The sequence below is a fragment of the Aggregatibacter actinomycetemcomitans genome (assembly GCF_023518055.1).
In the GTDB taxonomy this organism is placed as follows: Bacteria; Pseudomonadota; Gammaproteobacteria; order Enterobacterales; family Pasteurellaceae; genus Aggregatibacter; species Aggregatibacter actinomycetemcomitans.
Window position 1 is genome coordinate 1,940,956 of sequence record NZ_CP085096.1, and the last position, 21,646, is coordinate 1,962,601.

General features: G+C 43.6%; 15 protein-coding genes. 7 read left to right on the plus strand and 8 right to left on the minus strand.

The genetic code is table 11. The features are described from left to right. The first annotated feature begins 58 nt into the window (after positions 1-58). The 6 genes from tgt to adhE all read left to right on the plus strand — a co-directional run bounded on the left by tgt (position 59) and on the right by adhE (position 10,482). On the plus strand, positions 59-1,210 hold the full coding sequence (gene tgt, locus LIN98_RS09565) for a tRNA guanosine(34) transglycosylase Tgt (protein ID WP_005545649.1): 1,152 nt from the start codon (positions 59-61) through the stop codon (positions 1,208-1,210). A gap of 291 nt (positions 1,211-1,501) precedes the next feature. Beyond that, positions 1,502-1,801: a preprotein translocase subunit YajC gene (gene yajC / locus LIN98_RS09570; protein WP_005540052.1), complete on the plus strand. Its 300-nt coding sequence runs from the start codon at positions 1,502-1,504 to the stop codon at positions 1,799-1,801. 30 nt (positions 1,802-1,831) lie between these two features. Beyond that, positions 1,832-3,682 carry a protein translocase subunit SecD gene (gene secD, locus LIN98_RS09575; RefSeq protein WP_005545646.1) on the plus strand — a complete coding sequence of 617 codons (1,851 nt, stop codon included), beginning with the start codon at positions 1,832-1,834 and terminating at the stop codon, positions 3,680-3,682. A gap of 16 nt (positions 3,683-3,698) precedes the next feature. Then, the gene (gene secF, locus LIN98_RS09580) at positions 3,699-4,664 is read left to right on the plus strand and encodes a protein translocase subunit SecF (RefSeq protein WP_005569927.1); all 966 of its coding nucleotides are present in this window, start codon (positions 3,699-3,701) and stop codon (positions 4,662-4,664) included. 219 nt (positions 4,665-4,883) lie between these two features. Beyond that, positions 4,884-7,511 carry a TonB-dependent receptor domain-containing protein gene (locus tag LIN98_RS09585; RefSeq protein WP_005567602.1) on the plus strand — a complete coding sequence of 876 codons (2,628 nt, stop codon included), beginning with the start codon at positions 4,884-4,886 and terminating at the stop codon, positions 7,509-7,511. Between the two features lie 349 nt (positions 7,512-7,860). Then, positions 7,861-10,482 carry a bifunctional acetaldehyde-CoA/alcohol dehydrogenase gene (gene adhE / locus LIN98_RS09590; RefSeq protein ID WP_014167928.1) on the plus strand — a complete coding sequence of 874 codons (2,622 nt, stop codon included), beginning with the start codon at positions 7,861-7,863 and terminating at the stop codon, positions 10,480-10,482. Positions 10,483-10,564: 82 nt separating this feature from the next. Here the strand turns inward: adhE and LIN98_RS09595 are convergent, their stop codons facing one another. The 8 genes from LIN98_RS09595 to LIN98_RS09630 form a co-directional block, all read right to left on the minus strand. Beyond that, on the minus strand, positions 10,565-11,518 hold the full coding sequence (locus tag LIN98_RS09595; protein WP_005592122.1) for an ABC transporter permease: 954 nt from the start codon (positions 11,516-11,518) through the stop codon (positions 10,565-10,567). Positions 11,519-11,568: 50 nt separating this feature from the next. Then, complete coding sequence (locus tag LIN98_RS09600) at positions 11,569-13,074, minus strand: sugar ABC transporter ATP-binding protein (RefSeq protein WP_061869923.1); 1,506 nt, start codon at positions 13,072-13,074, stop codon at positions 11,569-11,571. A gap of 68 nt (positions 13,075-13,142) precedes the next feature. Next, the gene (locus LIN98_RS09605) at positions 13,143-14,075 is read right to left on the minus strand and encodes a sugar ABC transporter substrate-binding protein (RefSeq protein WP_005570608.1); all 933 of its coding nucleotides are present in this window, start codon (positions 14,073-14,075) and stop codon (positions 13,143-13,145) included. Between the two features lie 83 nt (positions 14,076-14,158). Further along, positions 14,159-15,097, minus strand: coding sequence for a substrate-binding domain-containing protein (locus tag LIN98_RS09610; RefSeq protein ID WP_005570606.1), 939 nt, complete (start codon positions 15,095-15,097; stop codon positions 14,159-14,161). Positions 15,098-15,397: 300 nt separating this feature from the next. Beyond that, positions 15,398-16,537 carry a Gfo/Idh/MocA family protein gene (locus tag LIN98_RS09615; protein ID WP_050846464.1) on the minus strand — a complete coding sequence of 380 codons (1,140 nt, stop codon included), beginning with the start codon at positions 16,535-16,537 and terminating at the stop codon, positions 15,398-15,400. Between the two features lie 90 nt (positions 16,538-16,627). After that, entirely contained in the window at positions 16,628-18,136 is a 1,509-nt protein-coding gene (locus LIN98_RS09620; protein WP_014167930.1) for a CoA-acylating methylmalonate-semialdehyde dehydrogenase, read from the minus strand. A gap of 237 nt (positions 18,137-18,373) precedes the next feature. Then, positions 18,374-19,717, minus strand: a complete 1,344-nt coding sequence (locus LIN98_RS09625; RefSeq protein ID WP_014167931.1) for an MFS transporter — start codon at positions 19,715-19,717, stop codon at positions 18,374-18,376. A 17-nt stretch (positions 19,718-19,734) separates the two neighbouring features. Further along, positions 19,735-20,538, minus strand: coding sequence for an inositol monophosphatase family protein (locus LIN98_RS09630; RefSeq protein ID WP_014167932.1), 804 nt, complete (start codon positions 20,536-20,538; stop codon positions 19,735-19,737). Between the two features lie 263 nt (positions 20,539-20,801). Between LIN98_RS09630 and iolB the strand changes: the two genes are divergently transcribed. After that, positions 20,802-21,632, plus strand: coding sequence for a 5-deoxy-glucuronate isomerase (gene iolB, locus LIN98_RS09635; protein WP_014167933.1), 831 nt, complete (start codon positions 20,802-20,804; stop codon positions 21,630-21,632). Positions 21,633-21,646 lie beyond the last annotated feature (14 nt).

A 21,646-nucleotide genomic window follows, 5' to 3' on the forward strand; every position in this document is an offset into this window, starting at 1 on the left:
AAACAGGCTTTTTTATTAACCAAAAATCTTCGAACTGTTTATTCGTTGAGGAAATTTAATGAAGTATGAATTAGACAAAACCAGCGGCAATGCCCGTCGTGGTCGCTTGGTATTTGAACGCCCGCAAGGCACCTTTACCGTTGAAACGCCGGCATTTATGCCCGTAGGCACTTATGGCACAGTGAAAGGCATGACGCCGGAAGAAGTGCGCACCACCGGTGCGGAAATTTTGCTCGGTAATACCTTCCATTTGTGGTTGCGCCCGGGGCAGGAAGTCATGCGCAAGCACGGTGATTTACACGATTTTATGCAATGGCATCGTCCGATTTTGACGGATTCCGGCGGTTTCCAAGTGTTCAGTTTGGGCAAGTTACGCAAAATCACTGAAGAAGGCGTGAAATTTCAAAACCCGATTAATGGCGAACGTATTTTCTTATCGCCGGAAAAATCCATGGAAATTCAATATGATTTAGGTTCCGACATCGTGATGATTTTCGATGAATGTACGCCCTACCCCGCCACGTTTAATTATGCCAAGCAATCCATGGAAATGTCCCTGCGCTGGGCGCAACGCAGCCGCGCTCGTTTTGACGAATTAGGCAACAAAAACGCGCTGTTCGGCATTATCCAAGGCGGAACCTTTGAAGAATTGCGCAAAGTTTCACTGGAAGGCTTAATCAATATCGGCTTTGACGGCTATGCGGTGGGCGGTTTAGCCGTGGGCGAACCAAAAGAAGATATGCACCGCATTTTGGAGTACATCTGCCCGCAGATTCCCGCCGACAAACCGCGCTATTTAATGGGTGTAGGAAAACCGGAAGATTTAGTGGAAGGCGTACGTCGCGGCATTGATATGTTCGATTGCGTGATGCCAACCCGCAATGCGCGTAATGGGCATTTATTCGTCACCGACGGCATCGTTAAAATCCGTAATGCCAAATACAAAGACGACACCAGCCCGCCGGATCCGCACTGTGACTGTTACACCTGCAAACACTATACCAAAGCCTATTTGTATCACCTGGACAAATGTGGCGAAATTCTTGGTGCACGCCTTAATACCATCCACAATTTGCGTTATTACCAACGCTTAATGGCAGAAATTCGCCAGGCGATCGAAGCGGATCGTTTTGATGATTTCGTGGTGGAATTTTATGCCAGAATCGGCAAACCTGTTCCGCCGTTGCAATTAGCAGAAGCAAATCAGTAATCCGAAAAGTGCGGTCATTTTAAAAAACGTTTTTTAAATCGACCGCACTTTTCTCAACGACAGAAACAACCACATCTTTTTTCTACCGGATCTGAAGAAGCTTAAAAATCATCAAATCTGCTAAATAAACAAATTTGCTCAATGCACAAAATCGTAGTCTTTTTTCACGGTATGCTTACAATATCATTTTCACATTCCAACAGATTTGTGGTATTTTAGGCGACGGTTTTTTTATCAGTTACGGACGCTTCACGGCGTCTTTATATTTTCATTAACTAAAAGGAAATTGGAATGGAAACGCAACAAGGCAGCCCAATGTCAATGTTATTTATTTTCGTCATATTCGGATTGATTTTCTATTTCATGATTTATCGTCCGCAGGCAAAAAGAAATAAAGAACATAAAAAACTTATGTCTGAATTAGCCAAAGGCACTGAAGTGCTTACCGCCGGCGGTATCATCGGTAAAATCACCAAAATGGTTGAAAACAGTGACAACATTGTTATCGCATTAAACGACAGTACCGAAGTGACCATCAACCGCAATTACATTGCCGCGGTATTACCGAAAGGTACAATCAAAACCCTTTAATCTTACATTCCTCAAGGGAACAGGAAATCTATGTTAAATCGTTACCCTTTATGGAAGAATCTAATGGTGATCTTCGTGGTCGCCATTGGTATTTTATATGCTCTTCCAAATCTTTACGGTGAAGATCCTGCCGTACAAATTTCAGGAACTCGCGGTCAGGAAGCCAATTCTGCTGTACTTAGCGATGTTCAATCCGTGCTTAAAGATAATAATCTGACAACCAAATCCATCGTATTGGAAAGCGGATCGATTTTAGTGCGTTTTAACAATACGGATACACAATTACTCGCCAAAGACAAAATTACCGAAAAATTAGGCACCAACTATTCCGTCGCGTTAAACCTTGCACCGGCAACCCCGAAATGGCTAAGTAGCATTGGCGGTAACCCGATGAAATGGGGTCTGGACTTACGTGGTGGCGTGCGCTTCCTGATGGAGGTGGACATGAATTCCGCACTGTCCAAACGTCAGGAACAGTTGCAGGATTCTTTGCGTACCGAACTGCGCAAAGAAAAATATCAATACAGCGCCATTAAATCCATTGATAATTTCAGCACCGGCGTAACCTTAACCAATTCTGAACAACTTTCTGACGTACAACGCTACTTACGCAAACAGCACCCGAATCTAGATGTTAGTGTCACATCCGAGAACACCTTGTCCCTAGGCTTATCTGATTCCGTATTGAATGAAGCTCGTGAGAGCGCTATTGAGCAAAACCTGAGTATTTTACGTAAACGTGTTACCGAATTGGGCGTCGCCGAAGCCGTTATTCAGCGTCAAGGGGCGGAACGCATTGTGGTTGAATTACCGGGGGTACAAGACACTGCCCGTGCGAAAGAAATTCTCGGTGCAACGGCTACCCTTGAATTTCGTATAGTTAATGCAAGCGCTAATTTAGAAGCGGCAGCGCGTGGTATGGTGCCTTCCGATTCCGAAGTCAAATACGACAGAAACAATCGTCCTGTGGTGTTATATAAACGCGCAGTACTCGGTGGCGAGCACATTACCAATGCCAGCTCCGGTGTCGATCAAAACACGTCGTTGCCGCAAGTGAGCGTGACCTTGGATAGCGAGGGCGGCGAAATCATGTCACAAACCACCCGTTTAAACCTGAAAAAACCGATGGCGACCTTATATGTAGAATATAAAGACAGCGGTAAAAAAGACGAAAACGGTAAAACCATTTTACAAAAACACGAAGAAGTCATTAACGTCGCGACTATTCAAGGTCGTTTCGGCAGTCAATTCCAAATTACCGGTATCGACTCCCCGGCAGAAGCACAAAACCTTGCCGTGCTACTCCGTTCCGGTGCGTTAATTGCGCCAATTCAAATTGTGGAAGAACGTACCATCGGTCCGTCTCTCGGGGCACAAAATGTAGAACAAGGCTTACAGGCCAGCTTCTGGGGCTTAATGATCGTGGTGGCATTTATGGTTATTTACTACCGTAAATTCGGCATCATCGCCAATATTGCTTTAATCGCCAATATCGTTTTATTGGTCGGTTTAATATCGTTATTGCCAGGCGCCACGCTCACCATGCCGGGCATTGCCGGTATCGTATTGGCAGTAGGGATGTCGGTGGATGCGAACGTATTGATTTTCGAGCGAATTAAAGAAGAAATCCGCAACGGTCGTCCAATCCAGCAAGCCATTAATGAAGGTTATAGCGGCGCATTCAGTTCCATCTTCGATGCCAACTTAACCACGATTTTAACCGCAGTCGCCCTCTACGCGGTGGGTACCGGTCCGATTAAAGGTTTCGCAATCACCCTATCTTTAGGTATTGCCATCTCAATGTTTACCGCAATCACCGGAACACGGGCAATCGTGAATTTCTTATACGGCGGCAAACGAATTGATAAATTATCAATTTAATGGTGAGGAACATATTGTGAATTTAGAAAACAGAAGTCAGTCAATTCGAGAAATTCAAGGCATTAAACTCCCTTTCCGTTTAGTTGAGTTTATGAAATACCGCATGTGGGGTTATCTTGCATCGGTGATCATCATTGCCGTTTCCCTGTTCTTTGTATTTACCAAAGGCTTCAACTGGGGTCTGGATTTTACCGGGGGTGTGGTGGTGGACACCCACTTTTCTCAACCGGCAGATTTGGAAAAAATCCGTTCTACTCTGGTCCAAAACGGGATTGAAAGTCCATTGGTACAAACCACCGGTGGTGTGCGTGATGTGATGATTCGCCTGCCCGCGACGGATAACGCACAAATCGGTGATAATGTTAAGAGAATGCTAAGTACGTTAGATAGCGATATTCAGATTCGCTCTACTGAGTTTGTTGGTCCGAATGTTGGAGAAGAACTGACTCAAGGCGCCATTTATGCCACGTTAACAACTCTTATCATGTTGTTACTTTATGTCGGTATACGTTTTGAATGGCGCTTAGCTGTTGGCGGCGTACTTTCCCTTGCGCACGATGTGATTGTTACCTTAGGTGCTTTCTCCTACTTGCAAATTGAAATGGATTTAACCTTTATCGCAGCGATTCTTTCCGTGGTGGGCTATTCCCTCAATGACAGTATCGTGGTATTCGATCGTGTGCGTGAGAACTTCCGTAAAATCAGACGGATTGCTTCTATCGACATTATTAACATTTCATTAACACAAACTCTCTCCCGAACTATTATGACTTCAGTGACGACGTTAATTGTGGTCATCGCCCTTTTTGTCTTCGGCGGTCCGACAATCCATAGTTTCTCGTTGGCCCTCTTAATAGGTATCGGATTCGGGACATACTCTTCTATCTTCGTTGCGATTGCTATTGCATATGACTTAGGTCTTGACCGTGAACACATGGTGCAACCCAAAGTGAACAAAGATGATATTGATGAGCTGCCTTAGTCAATAACAAAAGTGCGGTTAAAATTCATAGTGAATTTCGACCGCACTTTTTACTTTCAAATTTTTCAATAGAATAAGACGGAGAATCAGGAGTAATATCTAATAAATTCTCAGATGAAAGTGCAGTTATTTCAATTAATTATGTTAATTTTCACAAAGTAATATAACTGCTAATCTAATACCGTCCCTAAAATTATAATTATATTTTAAAGGAGCAGTATGAATTTTAAATTTAAAAAATCTCAAAAAAGTGACAAACGCAACCCTACACTACTCTTTTTGACCACTTTGATCTGCACGTCACAAAGTATCGATGCTGCCCCTCAAACTACGGTTCTACCGGACATAGTAGTTACCGGGCAAAGTAAAACTTCATATGAGGATGAACTGGAAAGCTATCTAAAATCCGGTTCGTACTCATATCTCAATGATACAAAAATTCAACGTTTTCGCGGCTCATCAGTAGGTGATTTTTTAAGCGGAATTCCGGGCGTTATGGTCGGCAACAAACGAAACAGCGGCGCTATAACCCCTATAATTAGAGGTATAGCCAACGAAAACAGAATTCCTGTTTTGATCGATGATTCGCTTCAGTCTATCCCTTCGTGGCAAGGCTATGCAGGTTCAAGTACCCGAACATATCTGGATCCTGATCTTATCTCGCGCGTAGAAATAGAAAAAGGCCCGTCACTCAAAGCAGATGCTACCGGCGCCACAGGTGGTGTAGTGAGAATGAATACCGTAGGCTACAAAGACATAATCCCCGAAAATAAGAACTGGGGACTTCGCTTGCGGTTCGGCACGATGTCTAATACTACAGACAAACCGCCTCTTTATACACGCGGCGGATACCGCACTAAATGGATAGACGAATGTCGTACCAACCGTTCGGGTAAATGTCCGAAGCAAACCTACAACCCCAACGCGAAATACGCATCCAAAAATCCTTTTCAGAATTTAGGCAAAAGCTACAACTACTCGCTCGCATTTTCTAAAAAGTGGGAAAACGCCGACATTGTGTTGGCCTACGCCAAAAAGAAGCAGGGCAATTATTTCGTCGGACGCCATGGCGCCGTACCAGTGATAGAAGATATCGAATATAAAAATGAAGATGATTTTGAAGTACACAGAGACCCTACGAGAAAGGACAGATTCGGCAGACCTCTTGTGACTGAAGAAGATGTTAGGATCGGTAGGCTGAGATTTAAAGAGCAAAACGGTTATACCTACTTTCGTGGTGGCGAGGAAGTACTAAATACCAGCCAGGATAATAAGTCCTATCTGGCTAAGTTTAACACTTACAACGACACGCATGCTTTAAATTTGACCTACCGCGGCTATAGAAGCAAATTCGGCGAGCTGATGCCGTCCATTACGAGCTTTCGTGGAGACGGTGCGCTGCAGGGAGAAGGCACGGAAGTAAAGACCGATAGCTACAGCGCAAAATATATCTTCGATCCGACAAATCCATTTATCAAGCTAACTTTAAGCGGATATTACACTAAAAGTGACACTTCTAGCTTTACACCTTTCATCGAGGATCTGGTTGATTTCAGCTCTCGCCACGCGCACTTTACAATCTCCGAGCAGAAGGGACTAAATTTAAGCAACACCAGTGTAGCGCAAATTTTCGATAGACCACTAACGATAAACTACGGCATAAGTTACTCGCGCGAAAGAATTCATCCGCCTAAAGATATGGCTGCTAGAGTACGCGCAAAAGGCTATCCTGACAATGCTGTAGCACCGTTTTACATCAGAAACGCAAAGCGCAAAGAAAAAAGTGCCTTCATTTCGCTTAACTATCCAATCACGAACTGGCTTAAAATAGATCTAGGTCTGCGACACATCCGCACCGCAATTCATGATTTTCAGCCCAGAGTCGAAGATAAATTCGTACGCAAAAATATGCCCGATCCGAAGAATTCCGTCTGTGAACCGGTGCGCAACAACCCGTTTCAAAAAAGATGTCGGATTTATTCTTGGCCGCAACCTCCAAGCGTTAAGGCCACATCACCAATCGCGATGTTTACCTTCGAACCACATGAGAACGCGCAAATTTACATAAAATATGCCGAGGCTGTACGCTCAGCGAGTTTGTTTCAAGCATCACGCGGATTTAGCACACAAATAGTCGATTATCAAACCTACAAGTTAAAGCCTGAGAGACAAAAGAACTGGGAAATTGGCACAAATCTATTATTTGATGATATAGGCGGTGGAGATAATTTTTTAGGTTTTAAATTTGCTTATTTTAATAACTTCACGAAAGATTATCTCACCAGAACGAGTACGCAAGGCAGACTACAAACCGTCAATATTAGATCTGCCCTTTTTCGTGGGTATGAGACTTCGGCATATTTTGATATGAGAAGCTTCTATACACAGATAGGTATGACACACTATCTAAAAACGAAATTTTGCCGTAGGGACGATCAAGTCGGACGAATAAGAGATACACCGCAGTGCTTTGAGGGCGGTATCAGCGGAAGCAATCTCGCCAATACGTTGCCTCCTAAAACAACGATAACGACTACAGTCGGATTTAGATTCTGGGATGATAAACTTGAACTGGGTGCGCGCCACAATTACTACTCAAAACGCATAGTTTCGATATTTTCGCCAAACAATAGTACCGGGGAGACAAATTCTGCCGAATGGAAGCCATATGCAATAGTCGATCTTTTCGCAAATTATAAAATTTCAAAGGATCTAACAATATCTGCAACGCTGGATAATCTAACTAACAGATATTATTTAGACGCGAACAATATGGGATTAAATCCTGCACCGGGCAGAACCTTGAGGTTAAACCTGGATTATAAATTTGGGTCTATATTTGATTAGCCTTAAATGCCACACTAGTGTTATAAGGTTATTAATTAATGCGTTTATGTCCTCAAAGTTAAATCTAAGTTTATATTCTTTCAAAAAATAACGGAAAAGATTTTTTATCGATTCCGTTATATTTCTCAATTTCTTTGGTTTGCAATGCGTTACCTTTATTTTTATATGACCAGCATAACCGCGCCAATCCAATCAACCCCAAATAAATAACGGTAGTCAAAGCAGTTTGTTTTTTGACCCAGATCAAACATTTCAGCTAATCACCAAAAAATGTGATTAAGATCACTTGTGCATACAATATAATTCTAAGTAGTTATATTTTAATTTTTAAACTTTAGGAGAAAACATTATGAGTAATGTTGAAAATGCAGTAAGTCCTGCACAAGCAGAAGTGAATGCTCTGGTTGAAAAAGGTTTGGTTGCGCTGGAAGAATTCCGCCAATTAAACCAAGAGCAGGTGAACTACATTGTGGCGAAAGCCTCTGTGGCGGCGCTGGATCAACATGGTGTGCTGGCAATGCACGCTTATGAAGAAACCGGGCGTGGCGTATTTGAGGATAAAGCGACCAAAAATTTATTCGCCTGTGAATATGTCGTGAACAATATGCGGCATTTAAAAACCGTCGGCGTAATAAGTGAAAATGATGTAACAGGCATCACCGAAATCGCCGATCCTGTGGGCGTCATCTGTGGGATCACCCCGACAACCAACCCGACATCCACCGCCATTTTCAAGTCCCTCATTGCGCTAAAAACCCGTAACCCAATCATTTTTGCCTTCCATCCCTCCGCCCAACAATCTTCCGCGCACGCCGCCCGCATTGTGTATGAAGCTGCTATTGCCGCCGGTGCGCCGAAAAATTGTATTCAATGGATCGAAAAACCATCTATGGAAGGCACATCCGCATTAATGAAACACCCGGGCATCGCCACCATCCTTGCCACCGGCGGGAACGCCATGGTAGAAGCTGCTTATTCCTGCGGCAAACCGGCATTGGGCGTCGGTGCAGGTAACGTGCCGGCTTATGTGGAAAAATCCGCCAACTTAAAACAAGCAGTGCACGACATCGTGATGTCCAAATCCTTCGATAACGGCATGGTGTGCGCCTCCGAACAGGCGGCCATCGTCGATGAAGAAATCTATAACGATTTTGTAAAAGAAATGCTTTCTTACGGCGTTTATATGGTGAACAAGAAAGAAAAAGCCATGCTGGAAGAATTCATGTTCGGCACAAAAGCCAACAGCAAGAACTGTGGCGGCGCGAAACTGAATGCCAATGTGGTGGGTAAACCTGCCGCCTGGATTGCGGAACAGGCGGGCTTCAAAGTGCTACCGCGAACCAATATTCTGCTTGCCGAATGTAAAGAAGTGGGCGAAAAAGAGCCGCTAACCCGTGAAAAACTTTCTCCGGTACTGGCTTTAATTAAATCTACCTCCCGTGAAGACGGTCTTGAAAAAGCGGAACAAATGGTGGAATTCCATGGTTTGGGTCACTCCGCCGCCATTCACACCTCCGATGCGGAGCTTGCCAAAGAATTTGGTAAACGGGTGAAAGCCATTCGCGTTATCTGGAACTCGCCTTCCACCTTCGGCGGTATCGGTGATGTGTATAACGCCTTCCTGCCTTCCCTCACGTTAGGTTGTGGTTCTTATGGTAAAAATTCCGTGGGCAACAACGTAAGTGCGGTCAATTTAATTAACATTAAACGAGTAGGCAGACGGAGAAACAATATGCAATGGTTTAAAGTGCCGTCAAAAATCTATTTTGAACGGGATTCAATTCAATATCTTCAATCCATGGGCGGCATGGAACGCGTGGTCATCGTCACCGACCGTACCATGGTGGACTTAGGTTTCGTAGAAAAAATCGCCCACCAAATTACGGCTCGTGGCAATCACGTAACCTACCAATTATTTGCCGATGTAGAACCGGATCCGTCCATTGAAACCGTACGCCGTGGTACGGAGTTAATCCGTAACTACAAACCGGATACCATTATCGCCCTGGGTGGTGGTTCGGCAATGGATGCGGCAAAAGTGATGTGGTTATTCTATGAACAACCAGAAGTGGATTTCCGCGATTTGGTACAGAAATTCATGGATATACGTAAACGCGCGTTTAAATTCCCGCAACTAGGTCGTAAAGCCAGATTTATCGGTATTCCGACAACATCCGGTACCGGTTCTGAAGTGACACCGTTTGCGGTTATCACCGAAGGTAATAAAAAGTACCCGATTGCCGACTACTCGCTTACCCCGACCGTCGCCATTGTGGATCCGGCATTAGTGATCACTGTACCGGCACATGTCGCCGCCGACACCGGCTTGGACGTATTAACCCACGCCACCGAAGCTTATGTATCCATTCTTGCCAGCGACTTCACCGATGGTCTTGCCTTGCAAGCCATTAAACTGGTGTTTGAGTTCCTGGAAAAATCTGTGACCGAAAAAGATCAGGAAGCGCGCGAAAGAATGCATAACGCCTCCACCATGGCAGGTATGGCATTCGCCAATGCGTTTTTAGGGATGAACCACTCCCTTGCCCACAAAATCGGCGGTCGCTTCCATACACCACACGGACGCACCAACGCGATTTTAATGCCGCACGTGATTCGTTATAACGGTACCCGCCCGGAAAAAACCGCTACGTGGCCGAAATATAATTACTACAAAGCAGATGTAAAATACCAAGACATCGCCCGTATGCTCGGCTTGCCTTGCAGCACACCGGAAGAAGGCGTGCGTTCTTACGCACAAGCCTGCTACGATTTAGCTGTGCGTTGTGGCATTAAGATGTCTTTCAAAGAACAAGGCTTGGATGAAAAAGCGTGGATGGATGCCCGTCGTGATGTGGCACTGCTCGCCTTTGAAGACCAATGTTCCCCGGCAAACCCTCGTTTACCGATGGTTACCGATATGGAAGACATCCTCACCCGCGCTTATTTTGGTTATGATCCAAAGGATTATTAATTCACCGTTGTGAGTTCCACAAAAAAGCCTAGAAATATTTTCTAGGCTTTTCTTTTTTCCAGTAAAAGTGCGGTCAAAAAAATTATCCTTTTTTACGACGTTTTAAGGTATCAAGTAATACGGCGACAACGATAATCGCCCCTTTAACAATTTGTTGCCAATAAGGGTCAACGCCGAGCATATTTAATCCTTTATTGGTTGTACCGATAATCAATGCGCCGATAACGCACATTGGGATCGTACCGAAACCACCACTTAAGGAAACCCCGCCGATAACGGCTGCCGCAATGGCATCAAGCTCCCACGCCAAGCCATAAGACGGGTTACCTGCATAAGTACGCGCCGCCAACAATGCGCCGGCTAAACCGGATAGCGCTCCGCCAAGGATATAAACCCAGATTAAAGTTCGATTGGTGTTAATACCACAAATTTTAGCTGCATTTAAGTTTCCGCCAACAGCATAAACATGGCGACCGAATGTTGAACGGCTGAGTAAAATATGGCTGACGATCACAATTAAAATGTATAACAGTACCAATCCCGGCAACCCTAAAATATTGACATCGGCAATCCAGGTAAAGGCTTCGGAAGAAGCGTCAATCGGACGACCATCAGAATAAAGTTGCGCTGCACCACGTGCAATAATCATCATCCCCAATGTGGCGATAAACGGCGGAATGCTGCCAATTGCCGTAAGCCCACCGTTAATTAACCCCAATCCGGCACCAATTAAAATAGACACTGCAAAAGCCAGTAATGCGGCAGAAAAAGTATCGCCGCCCGTTACCACTGACGCGGAAACTACAGCAGTTAATGCGACCACTGAGCCTGATGACAAATCAATACCGGTAGTAATAATGATAAATGTCACCCCAATGGCAATAATACCGAACATAGAGACTTGTTCAACAATACTCCACACTGTTCTTGCTGAGAAAAAACCATCAATTGAAACAGATAAGCCCAAAAAGAGAAGAATTAAAATTAGGACCATTCCATAAGCATTGATAATTTTCTTCAATGTCACGTTTTCCATAATAAACCTCTCATTTTCTAATTAAAAACCGACCCTGATAAATAAAAAAATTAGCCTGAAGCCAATTCAAGAATGCGTTCTTGTGTCAGATCCGTATGAGGAATAATACCCACTTGATATCCTTCATGCATTACCATCACGCGGTCACTCATCGATAAAAGCTCCAACATATCCGACGTAATCATAATGATGGTTTTGCCCTGTTTTGATAGCTCAACCATTAGTTTATACAATTCCGCTTTTGCCCCCACATCAATCCCTTTTGTCGGTTCATCCAAAATCAGAATGTCCGGCTCTAACAATAGCCAGCGGGCAAGTAAGACTTTTTGCTGATTTCCCCCTGAAAGATTGTTTGTAATCACTTCCACATTCGGGGCTTTTATCTTGAGCTTTGTTTTTTGTTCATTTGCTGTTCTTTTTGCTCTGACGACAGACACCAGGAAATTTTCCAGATATGGCGACATTTTCGGCATAATCATGTTGTCTGTAATGCTCAAATTTAAAAATAGCCCTGTCAGTTTCCGGTCTTCCGTCACAAAACCGATTTTATATTTCATGGCATCTAACGGATTATTGATAATCGCTTTTTCGCCTTTAATATAAATTTCGCCGCTATCCGCCGGTTTATAACCGAATAACCCTTCCACGATTTCCGAACGTCCCGCACCGACCAATCCGGCAATACCAAAAATTTCGCCTTTACGCACGGCGAAATTAATATCCTGATATTTTCCTGCGCGGGTGAAATGTTTAATTTCCAGCACAATTTCATCGGATAAATCAAAACGCTCACGCTGGAACATTTCCGACATATCTCGTCCCACCATCATGGAAATAAGCTGTTCTTTACTAACGTCTTTGGTTGGCTTGGTATCTACATATTGCCCGTCACGAATGACGGTAATCTCATCAGATACACGGAAAACTTCATCTAATTTATGGGAAATAAAAATAATCGCGATGCCTCTTTCTTTTACCGTTTCAATAATGCGGTAAAGCTGCTCGACCTCATTTTCCGTCAATGCCGTGGTCGGCTCGTCCATAATGATGACTTTGGCGTCATTAGAAACCGCCGTAGCAATAGCAACTAACTGCGCTTTTGCCACCGATACATCGGACATTTTGGCGGTCACGTCCATCGGCACGCCAAGCTCTTTTAATATCGCCGAAGCCTGCTCATCCATTGCTTTCTGATCGAGAAAAAACTTGGCTTGGGTAATTTCACGCCCTAAGTAAAAATTATCGGCGATGGTCAAATTGGCAGCCGGGGAAATTTCCTGCGGCACCATGGTTAAGCCGCAACGAATCGCATCAATAGGACGACTTGGTTTAAAGGGTTTGCCGTCCAAAATTAATTCTCCGCCATCATCCGGGATATAGATGCCATACAGCACTTTCATCAAGGTGGATTTCCCGGCACCGTTTTCCCCCATTAAGGCATGAACGCTTCCACGTTTTACGCGAAGATTAATGCCGTCAAGTGCCTTCACCCCCGGAAATGTTTTTGACACATTTCGCATTTCTAAAATATACGGAGAATTTGAACTGTTAGTCATTTTTAACTCCTTAAATCGGTTAAGAACGAATACTAAAATCGTCGTTATCGTTATAAAGTGCGGTCAATTTACTCCTTATATTTGTTGATATATTGCTCCTTCATATCGGGTGTCACCAATTCAAAAGGAATCCAGTTATATTTCGGAATGTCTTCGCCTAACGCAGCTTTGTATGCCATTTCTGCACTCAAACGCCCCTGCCCTGATGCCGATTGATAAACAGTCGCGTCAAGACCGTTACCTAAATACCCCAACGCATCCGGTGTCGCGTCAATGCCGACAATAAGCAAATCTTCATCTTTAAAGCCCAGTTTCCTCGCCGCGAGCAATGCGCCGATTGCCATTTCGTCATTATTACTCAAAATCACATTGGCATCGCGATGTGCCGAAAGCAGATTTTCCGCCACTTCCATGCCTTTTGATCGGTCCCATTTTGCCTCTTGTTCCGCCACCACCTTAATTTCAGGATGTTGCGCAAAAATCTTTTTATTGCCTTCCGTACGTTTAATTTGCGCTTCCAAGCCCAACGGACCGAGTAAAATAATCGCTTTCGCCGGTTTACCGTTCAGCGAATTAACAATAAATTCACCTTGCATTTCCCCGCTTTTAACTTCCTCGGATCCCACATAACTTGCTACATATTGCATATCTTCTTCATTCGGTTTTACAGTGACGACAATTAAAGGGATTTTGGCTTTTTTTGCTTTTAAGCCGATGGCTTTCACAATTTTTTGATCCGTTGGCATAATAATTAACGCATCCACATTGGAATCAATAAAATTCTCTACGTCATTCAGCATTTTTGCCGGATCACCATTGGCATCCGCATATTTAAATTTAAGATCTGTTTGCGAACGCACAAATTTATTCATTGAATCCTGCAAATAGGTCGGGTATTTATCAGCGAGACTATACATTGAAACGCCAACCACTATGGATTTGGCAAGAATGAGCGGAGTGAAAAAGAGACCAAGAACCAAGATGCACATCTTTTTTAACATTGTTTATCCCTCCGTTTGTGAATAGATGTTTTATGGGTAACGGAAAGGACAATGCTGTCCTTTCCGTTATAGCTGATTAAAAACTATTTTTTATATTTCGCCTGGTATTCCTCTTTTTTATCCGGTGTGACAAGTTCAAAAGGTACCCATTTCACGGACGGCACTTTTTCACCTTTAGCCGCGAGATATGCCATTTCCGCGCCTGCAGCACCTTGACCGGCAGCAGATTGGAACACGGTCGCATCTAAACCTTTACCCAGGTAATCCAACGCATCCGGTGTCGCATCCAATCCCACAATAATTAAATCTTCGTCTTTAAGTCCTAACTTTCTACCTGCCAATACGGCACCAATCGCCATTTCATCATTATTACTTACCACAACATTCAGATTTTTGTTTGCCGCAAGTAGGTTTTCTGCAATTTCCAATCCCTTAGCTCTGTCCCATTTACCTTCTTGTTCGGTAAAGATTTTGATATTTTTATTCTGTGCAAAAATTTCTTTGTTACCTTGTGTCCGTTTAATTTGCGCATCCTGACCTAAAGGTCCCATTAAAATGGCGGCTTCGGCAGGATTACCTTTCAATGTATTCACAATGAAGCCCGCTTGAATACGTCCCCCTTCAATTTCATCAGATCCCACATAACTGGTGACATACTGCATATCTTCATCTAACGGTTTACGATTAATAATAATGAGAGGAACGCCGGCGCGTTTGGCTTTTCTGCCAATTACCTTAACAATATTCGGATCGGTCGGCACAACCAGTAAGGCATCGACTTTTTGGTCAATGAAGGTTTCCGCATCATTTAATAAGCGGGCAGGGTCACCGTTCGCATCGGCAAGTTTGATTTCAACATCATCGTGAGTTTTATCAAATTCACGAATCGCATCTTGAAGATAGGTTTGCCATTTATCGGAGAAGGCAACCATCGGAGCGCCAATTACAACATTTTTAGCAATAACAGCTTGAGACGTTAATAGGATTCCACCACAAAGTAACGCAAGTAGTGTCTTTTTCATAATGCTACTCCCTTTTATCGGTTAAACGAATAACAACAAAAATTGAAATACTGCTATACCCCACCACAACAATCACATGCGAATATAAATTTCACCAATATACAATTTGAAACAAATCGTCCGTTTAGTATCTATATCATTAAAAGAAGATTTCCTGCAACCGCCATTTTTTGAAAGTGTGAGATAGATCTTATTTTTTGGAAGGAAAATTTAACTACTGCAAAAATAAACTAAATATTTTATTTTTAGCAAAAAAATAGGAGTCCAAAGACTCCTATGTTCATGCTCAATACGAATTCGTTACGCAACCTCTTCTACGTCTATCCAACGCTTTTGTTCACATGAAAACGCAATAGCATCCAACACGCGGGAAACCTTGTAACCTTCTTCAAAATCCGGATATAAGGTATTTTCAGAAGACGCAAGACCATTGACCAAATCTCTGATCTCCACCGTTTTTTGGTCATTAAAACCGATACCATGGCCGGCACTTACGCAAAAATGCTTGTAATCAGGGTGTAACGGTCCGGTGAGAATGGTTTTAAACCCTTGTCTTGCAGGATCTTCATCATGCAGATAAAGCTTCAATTCAGCCATTCGTTCCTGAGTATAGGAAATTGTGCCTTTTGTTCCCGTAATCACATAACTTAGCCCCATTTTACGCCCGCAAGCGATACGGGAGGTTTCAATCGTTCCCATACAACCATTGGCGAAACGCACCAACGCGCTCGCCTGGTCTTCATTTTCTACCGTCAGACGCTCTTGCAGACTGTTAGGATTAGGTCGGGTTTGAATCACCGTTTGCATATCACCGATAACCACGCGAATCTCTTGTCCTAACAAATACTGAGACATTTGCACAATGTGTGCGGCAAGATCACCTAATGTGCCCAAACCAGCCTTTTCTTTGACACAATGCCAATCCAACGGTGTATTTTCATTAGCGAGATAATCTTCATTATGTGTGCCATAGAAATGAATAACTTCACCGATTTCGCCCTTGGCAATAATTTCCCGTGCCAATTGGGTTGTCGGATTCTTGATGTAGTTAAACCCGACTAAAGTCTTAACCCCAGCTTTTTTTGCTGCTTTGTACATTAACTTGGCATCTGCCGCCGTCAATGCCAGCGGTTTTTCGGAATAAACGTGTTTGCCATTTGCAATGGCCGCCAACGCAATGTCTTTATGGAGAAAATTCGGTGTGCATATATCCACCACATCCACATTCGGATCCTGCACGATATCACGCCAATCACCGGTAAAACGTTTAAAACCAAATTCTTTTGCTTTTTTTTCCGCTAATTCGGGGGTGACTTCCGCCAAATACTCTAAAACCAACTCGGCATCAAGAGGAAACACCGTCGGCGCCTGAGCATAAGCAATTGCGTGACAACGCCCAATATATCCCGTTCCCACTAAACCGATACGCACTTGTTTCATACTATGTCCTTACTGTTTATGACATAAAATAAGAGGAGATAAGTCCTCAAGTTCCATTATCTCCTCCCCGTGATTTAAAAATGACGCCGATTAAAGTGTAGGCATACTAAATGCCGCATTTTCAATCACATATTTATTCGGCCAACGTGTTGTTACCGTTTTCATCTTCGTATAAAAACGAACACCATCCGGACCATAAACATTCAAGGTGCTGTAAGAAGAATGTTTCCAGCCGCCGAAACAGTGGAATGACATCGGTACCGGAATCGGCACATTGATCCCCACCATACCGGCTTGAACATGGTAAGCGAATTCACGCGCCGCGCCGCCGTCGGAAGTAAAGATTGCCGTACCGTTTCCGTAAGGATGTTCATTAATCAGCTTCATCGCCTCTTCAAAGCTTTTCGCTCTGACAATGCCGAGTACCGGGCCAAAGATTTCCTCTTTATAAATCACCATATCGGAAGTCACATTGTCAAATAAGGAACCGCCGATAAAGAAGCCATTTTCATAATCTGCCGGTTTTTTGCCACGTCCGTCAACCACTAAAGTAGCACCTTCTTCTACCCCGGTTGTAATGTAATTGGTCACGTTATTCAAGTGTTGTTGCGTAATGAGCGGACCAAAGTCCATTTCTTTTTCACCCGGTTTCGGAATGCCCGGACCATAACGAAGCGCTTCCACTTTCGGTTTTAAGGCGGCAACCAATTTATCTGTGGTTTCATCATCAATCGTCACTGCCAGTGCCAACGCCATACAACGTTCCCCGGCCGCACCGAATGCCGCCCCCAAGAGAGCATTCGCCGTGGATTCAATATCCGCATCAGGCATGATAAGTGCATGATTTTTCGCAGCCCCAAAGGTTTGTACGCGTTTGCCGAATTCAGAACCGACTTTATACACATGTGCCGCTGCCGGTGTTGACCCCACAAAACTCACCGCATGAACACGCAGATCGCGCAATAAAATTTCATTGTCATTACGATCGCCATGCACCACATTAAATACTCCATCAGGCAAACCGGCTTCTTTTAACAGCTCGGCTAAACGAATAGATAAAGAAGGATCGGCTTTTGCCGGTTTCAAAATGAAGGTATTACCACAAACTAAGGCAATCGGGAACATCCACATCGGCACCATTGCCGGGAAGTTAAATGGCGTGATTCCCACAGTTACGCCTAACGGTTGCAATGAAGAGTGAATATCGATACCACGTCCCGCCTGTTCTGAAAATTCACCTTTTAACAAATGAGGAATCCCGCATGAAAATTCCACCACTTCCAAGCCACGCGTCAATTCACCGCACGCATCGGAATACACTTTACCATGTTCTTCAACAATCAAACGAGCCAATGAATCCCAATCTCTTTCCAATAATTCCTTAAATTTAAACATAATACGGGCACGACGTAGCGGAGCGGTTGCCGACCAATCGGCAAAGGCTTTATGCGCCACTTCAATCGCTTCATTGACATCCTCAGGCGAACTCATGATCACCTGACGAATTTGCTCGCCGGTTGCCGGGTTATAAATCGGATGCGCTTTTGTCCCTCTGCTTGGAACTTGTTTACCATTAATAAAGTTATAAACGGTTTCCATTTTGAACTCCTTCTTATAGCTTAAGAAATTAACATTGCGATAAACGAATGGTAATTTACATAAAACGATGACGCTTATCACCCAAAGTAGCTATAGAGTAGGAAAATAAAATAAAATTTTCAAATCATTTTATTTTAAATTAATTTTTTTATTTCACTTTTGTGATCTGTGTCTGATTTTAGTCAATCCCATAAAAAAGTGCGGTGAAAATCTACCGCACTTTTTTGTCCGTCATGATTAATTTGTAACCCGTCGGGTTTGATAGTATACAACCACAGCAAACAGCACGGATGCCAATACGGAGCACACATCGGCGCCGACCCAGAAATAGGACAAGCTGTCGAAATCATAAATTTTCTTACCGGCTTCATTAATCACCGTGGTTTTATCTAACATAAAGCCGGTGAGAAACTCCCCTGCCGCCGCACCGGCATAACCGAATACGCCCATCATGCCTAATGCGATACCAGATGCGGATTTATGGGAAATGTCCGTCGCCAATAAACCGCCTAAGAAACATAATTGAATACCGAGTGTAATACCAAAGACGGAAAGTGCAATAATGGAGAACCAGGTATTACCGTTCGGGGCGAATAAGAAGGCTGCCAAAGAAATGACGTTAAGCAAACTGACCCCGATGGTCATGATATTCCGTCTACCCTGTAAGAAACGATCGGATAACCAGCCTGAAGCCACCGTTCCCAGAATACCGACAATACTGTTTACGCTAATAATAGAAGCCGCTTCAATGGTGGTGTAGCCTTTGCCGTTTTCCAGGAAAAATACGCCCCAACTGTTCACGCCATAACGGGCAATATACATACAACAAGAAGCGACTGCCAGGATCCAAATCGCCGGATTTTTTATCACTTCCCATTGGTGTTTTAATACTTCTTTATTATCGAAAGTTTCTTCTTTTGATTCGGTTTTAATAATCGGTTTAAATCCGCAGGATTCCGGCGAATCTTTCATGAACATGATGGTCACAAGCACACCTAACAAGCCGGTGATACCGGCAAAATTAAACCCGGCGCGCCAACCGAATGCGGTAATAATGGCGGCTGTCACCACAAAAGTAATCGCTTCCCCCGCATTATGCGCAACAGACCAGAAACCATAATAGGAACCACGGTCTTTGTCATCATACCAACGGGATAACGCCACGACGCAAGGTCCCACCCCCATGGATTGCACCCAACCGTTGAATCCCCAAATAATGGTCAACACAATGGCGCTGGTGTTCATGCCCATGGCGAAATTGGCAAGCGCGGAAAAGAACAAGCCGACGGAAAAGAAACGAACGATGTTGGAATGATCCGCCAACGCACTGTTCACGAATTTCCCGACCGCATAAGTAATAAAGGTTGCGGAACCGATAACCCCCAATTCCGTTGCGCTTAATATGCCGTTATTGACCAACGCAGGCTTCGCCACATTAAAAGATAAGCGACAAACATAATAAATGGCGTAAGCGAATGAAAATGCCCAAAAGTTTTTCATTCGTGTACTTCTAAACATTTTTTCCGTGTAATCCTTCAACGGAATTGCCGAACTGGCTTTAAAAAAGCTGAGAACAGACATATAGCCTCCTTTCTACGCTAGCGTATTTCGTGTGAATTTTTGATGTGATTGAGTTCTGTAAACAGCGCTTCGGTACAGCAACCTAAAATATAATTTCCTTTGCCGAGTCCTTCATTTTCAAGGAAATTATTCACATGCCCGCCCGCTTCCTGAACAATAATGATCGCGGCGCAAACATCCCAAGCGTTAATATGCGGCTCAAAATAGCCAATCAAGCGACCTGCCGCCACATAAACCAACATTAACGCACCGGAACCGTTACGAATGAACATCCCACCGTCCAATAAAATTTGGTGTAGCACAGGAGTAAAAGTATCGGGGTGAACACGGTGGGAAACGCCTAATCCCATTAATCCTTCTTTTAAAGAGGTGGAAGAGGAAGCGTGAATAGGTTGATCATTCAGAAATGCGCCATCCCCTTTCATTGCTCTGAACAACTCATTGTGGACGGGATCAAAAATCACACCGGAGACAATTTGATTTTTATGCAAAATTGCAATGGACACGCACCATGCGTTTAACCCATATAAAAACGGGCTGGTGCCATCAATTGGATCCACAACCCAACAATATTCACAGGATAAGTTTTCAGCACCGGATTCTTCGCCTAAAAAACCATCTTGCGGAAAATGTTGTTTTAATGCTTCTTTAATTTTCGCTTCAACGGTTTTATCCGCGATACTGACTTGATCCTGTAAATCACCTTTTTTACACTCAATTTTTAATTCCTTACGTTTAAGGTAAAAATCCAGTGCAATTTTCCCAACTTCTTTGACTAACTCCTGAGAAAATAAATATCTATTTAGTAGTTCAACGTCCATACATATTCTCCTGGTTAATATATCGTTGTAGGTTTACAACATAAATGATTACATGAAAACTTGTGTGCTTATCCTCCTTGTTCATTTTATGAACGCATTCAAATTAATCCTGTCATTTGAAAAATACAATACATATAAACCCTAAAATGAACTTTTTATTCCACTTTTGTGATCTGTATCTGATTTTAAGGAAAAGCCGGTAGATTAATTAAGTTAAGGGAGTATTATCCAAGGAGTCTATTGAGTCATTTTAGGAGAATGCGATGAGTTACTTACTATCTAAATCCAAAAAAAATCATCCTGAAAAGAACGGTGAAGTCCAAAAAATCACACCGCAAACAGCCAATTGGGAATATGTCGGTTTTGAGATGTATCACCTGCAAAAAGACCAAGAGCTTACCTTCGATACGGAAAATACTGAGGTTTGCTTCGTGCTGATTGCTGGTCAAGCCACTGTTGCAACCGCTCAAGCCACATTTGAACATATCGGCAACCGCACTTCGCCTTTTGAGCGAATCCCCCCTTATTCCGTATACGTGCCGCATCATCAGCAGGTCCACATTAACGCGGAAAGCTATTTAGAACTGGCGGTTTGTCGTGCACCAAGCCAAGGGAATTTGCCGGTGCGTTTAATCGAACCAAAAGATGTGGGCGTAGAAAAACGCGGATACGGCAACAATAAACGTCTGGTGCACAATATCCTGCCGGAAACCGAAACCGCAGATGCGTTATTGGTGGTTGAAGTATTTACCGATGAAGGCAATACCAGTTCATTCCCCAGCCATAAACACGATGATAAAAACTCCCCAACCGAAACCTACCTGGAAGAAACCTATTATCACCGTTTCTTCCCGTCACAAGGCTTCGCATTACAACGCGTTTACACTGACGATCGATCACTAGATGAATGTATGGCGGTATATGACGGTGATGTAGTTCAGGTGCCAAGAGGTTATCATCCCGTTGCCACCATCGCCGGTTATGAAAATTATTACTTAAACGTGATGGCCGGTCCGGTGAGAAAATGGCGTTTTACCTGGGAACAGGATCACGCCTGGATTAACAGCGAAGAATACGCCGATAAATTCAAATAGTGAAAGCGTAAATC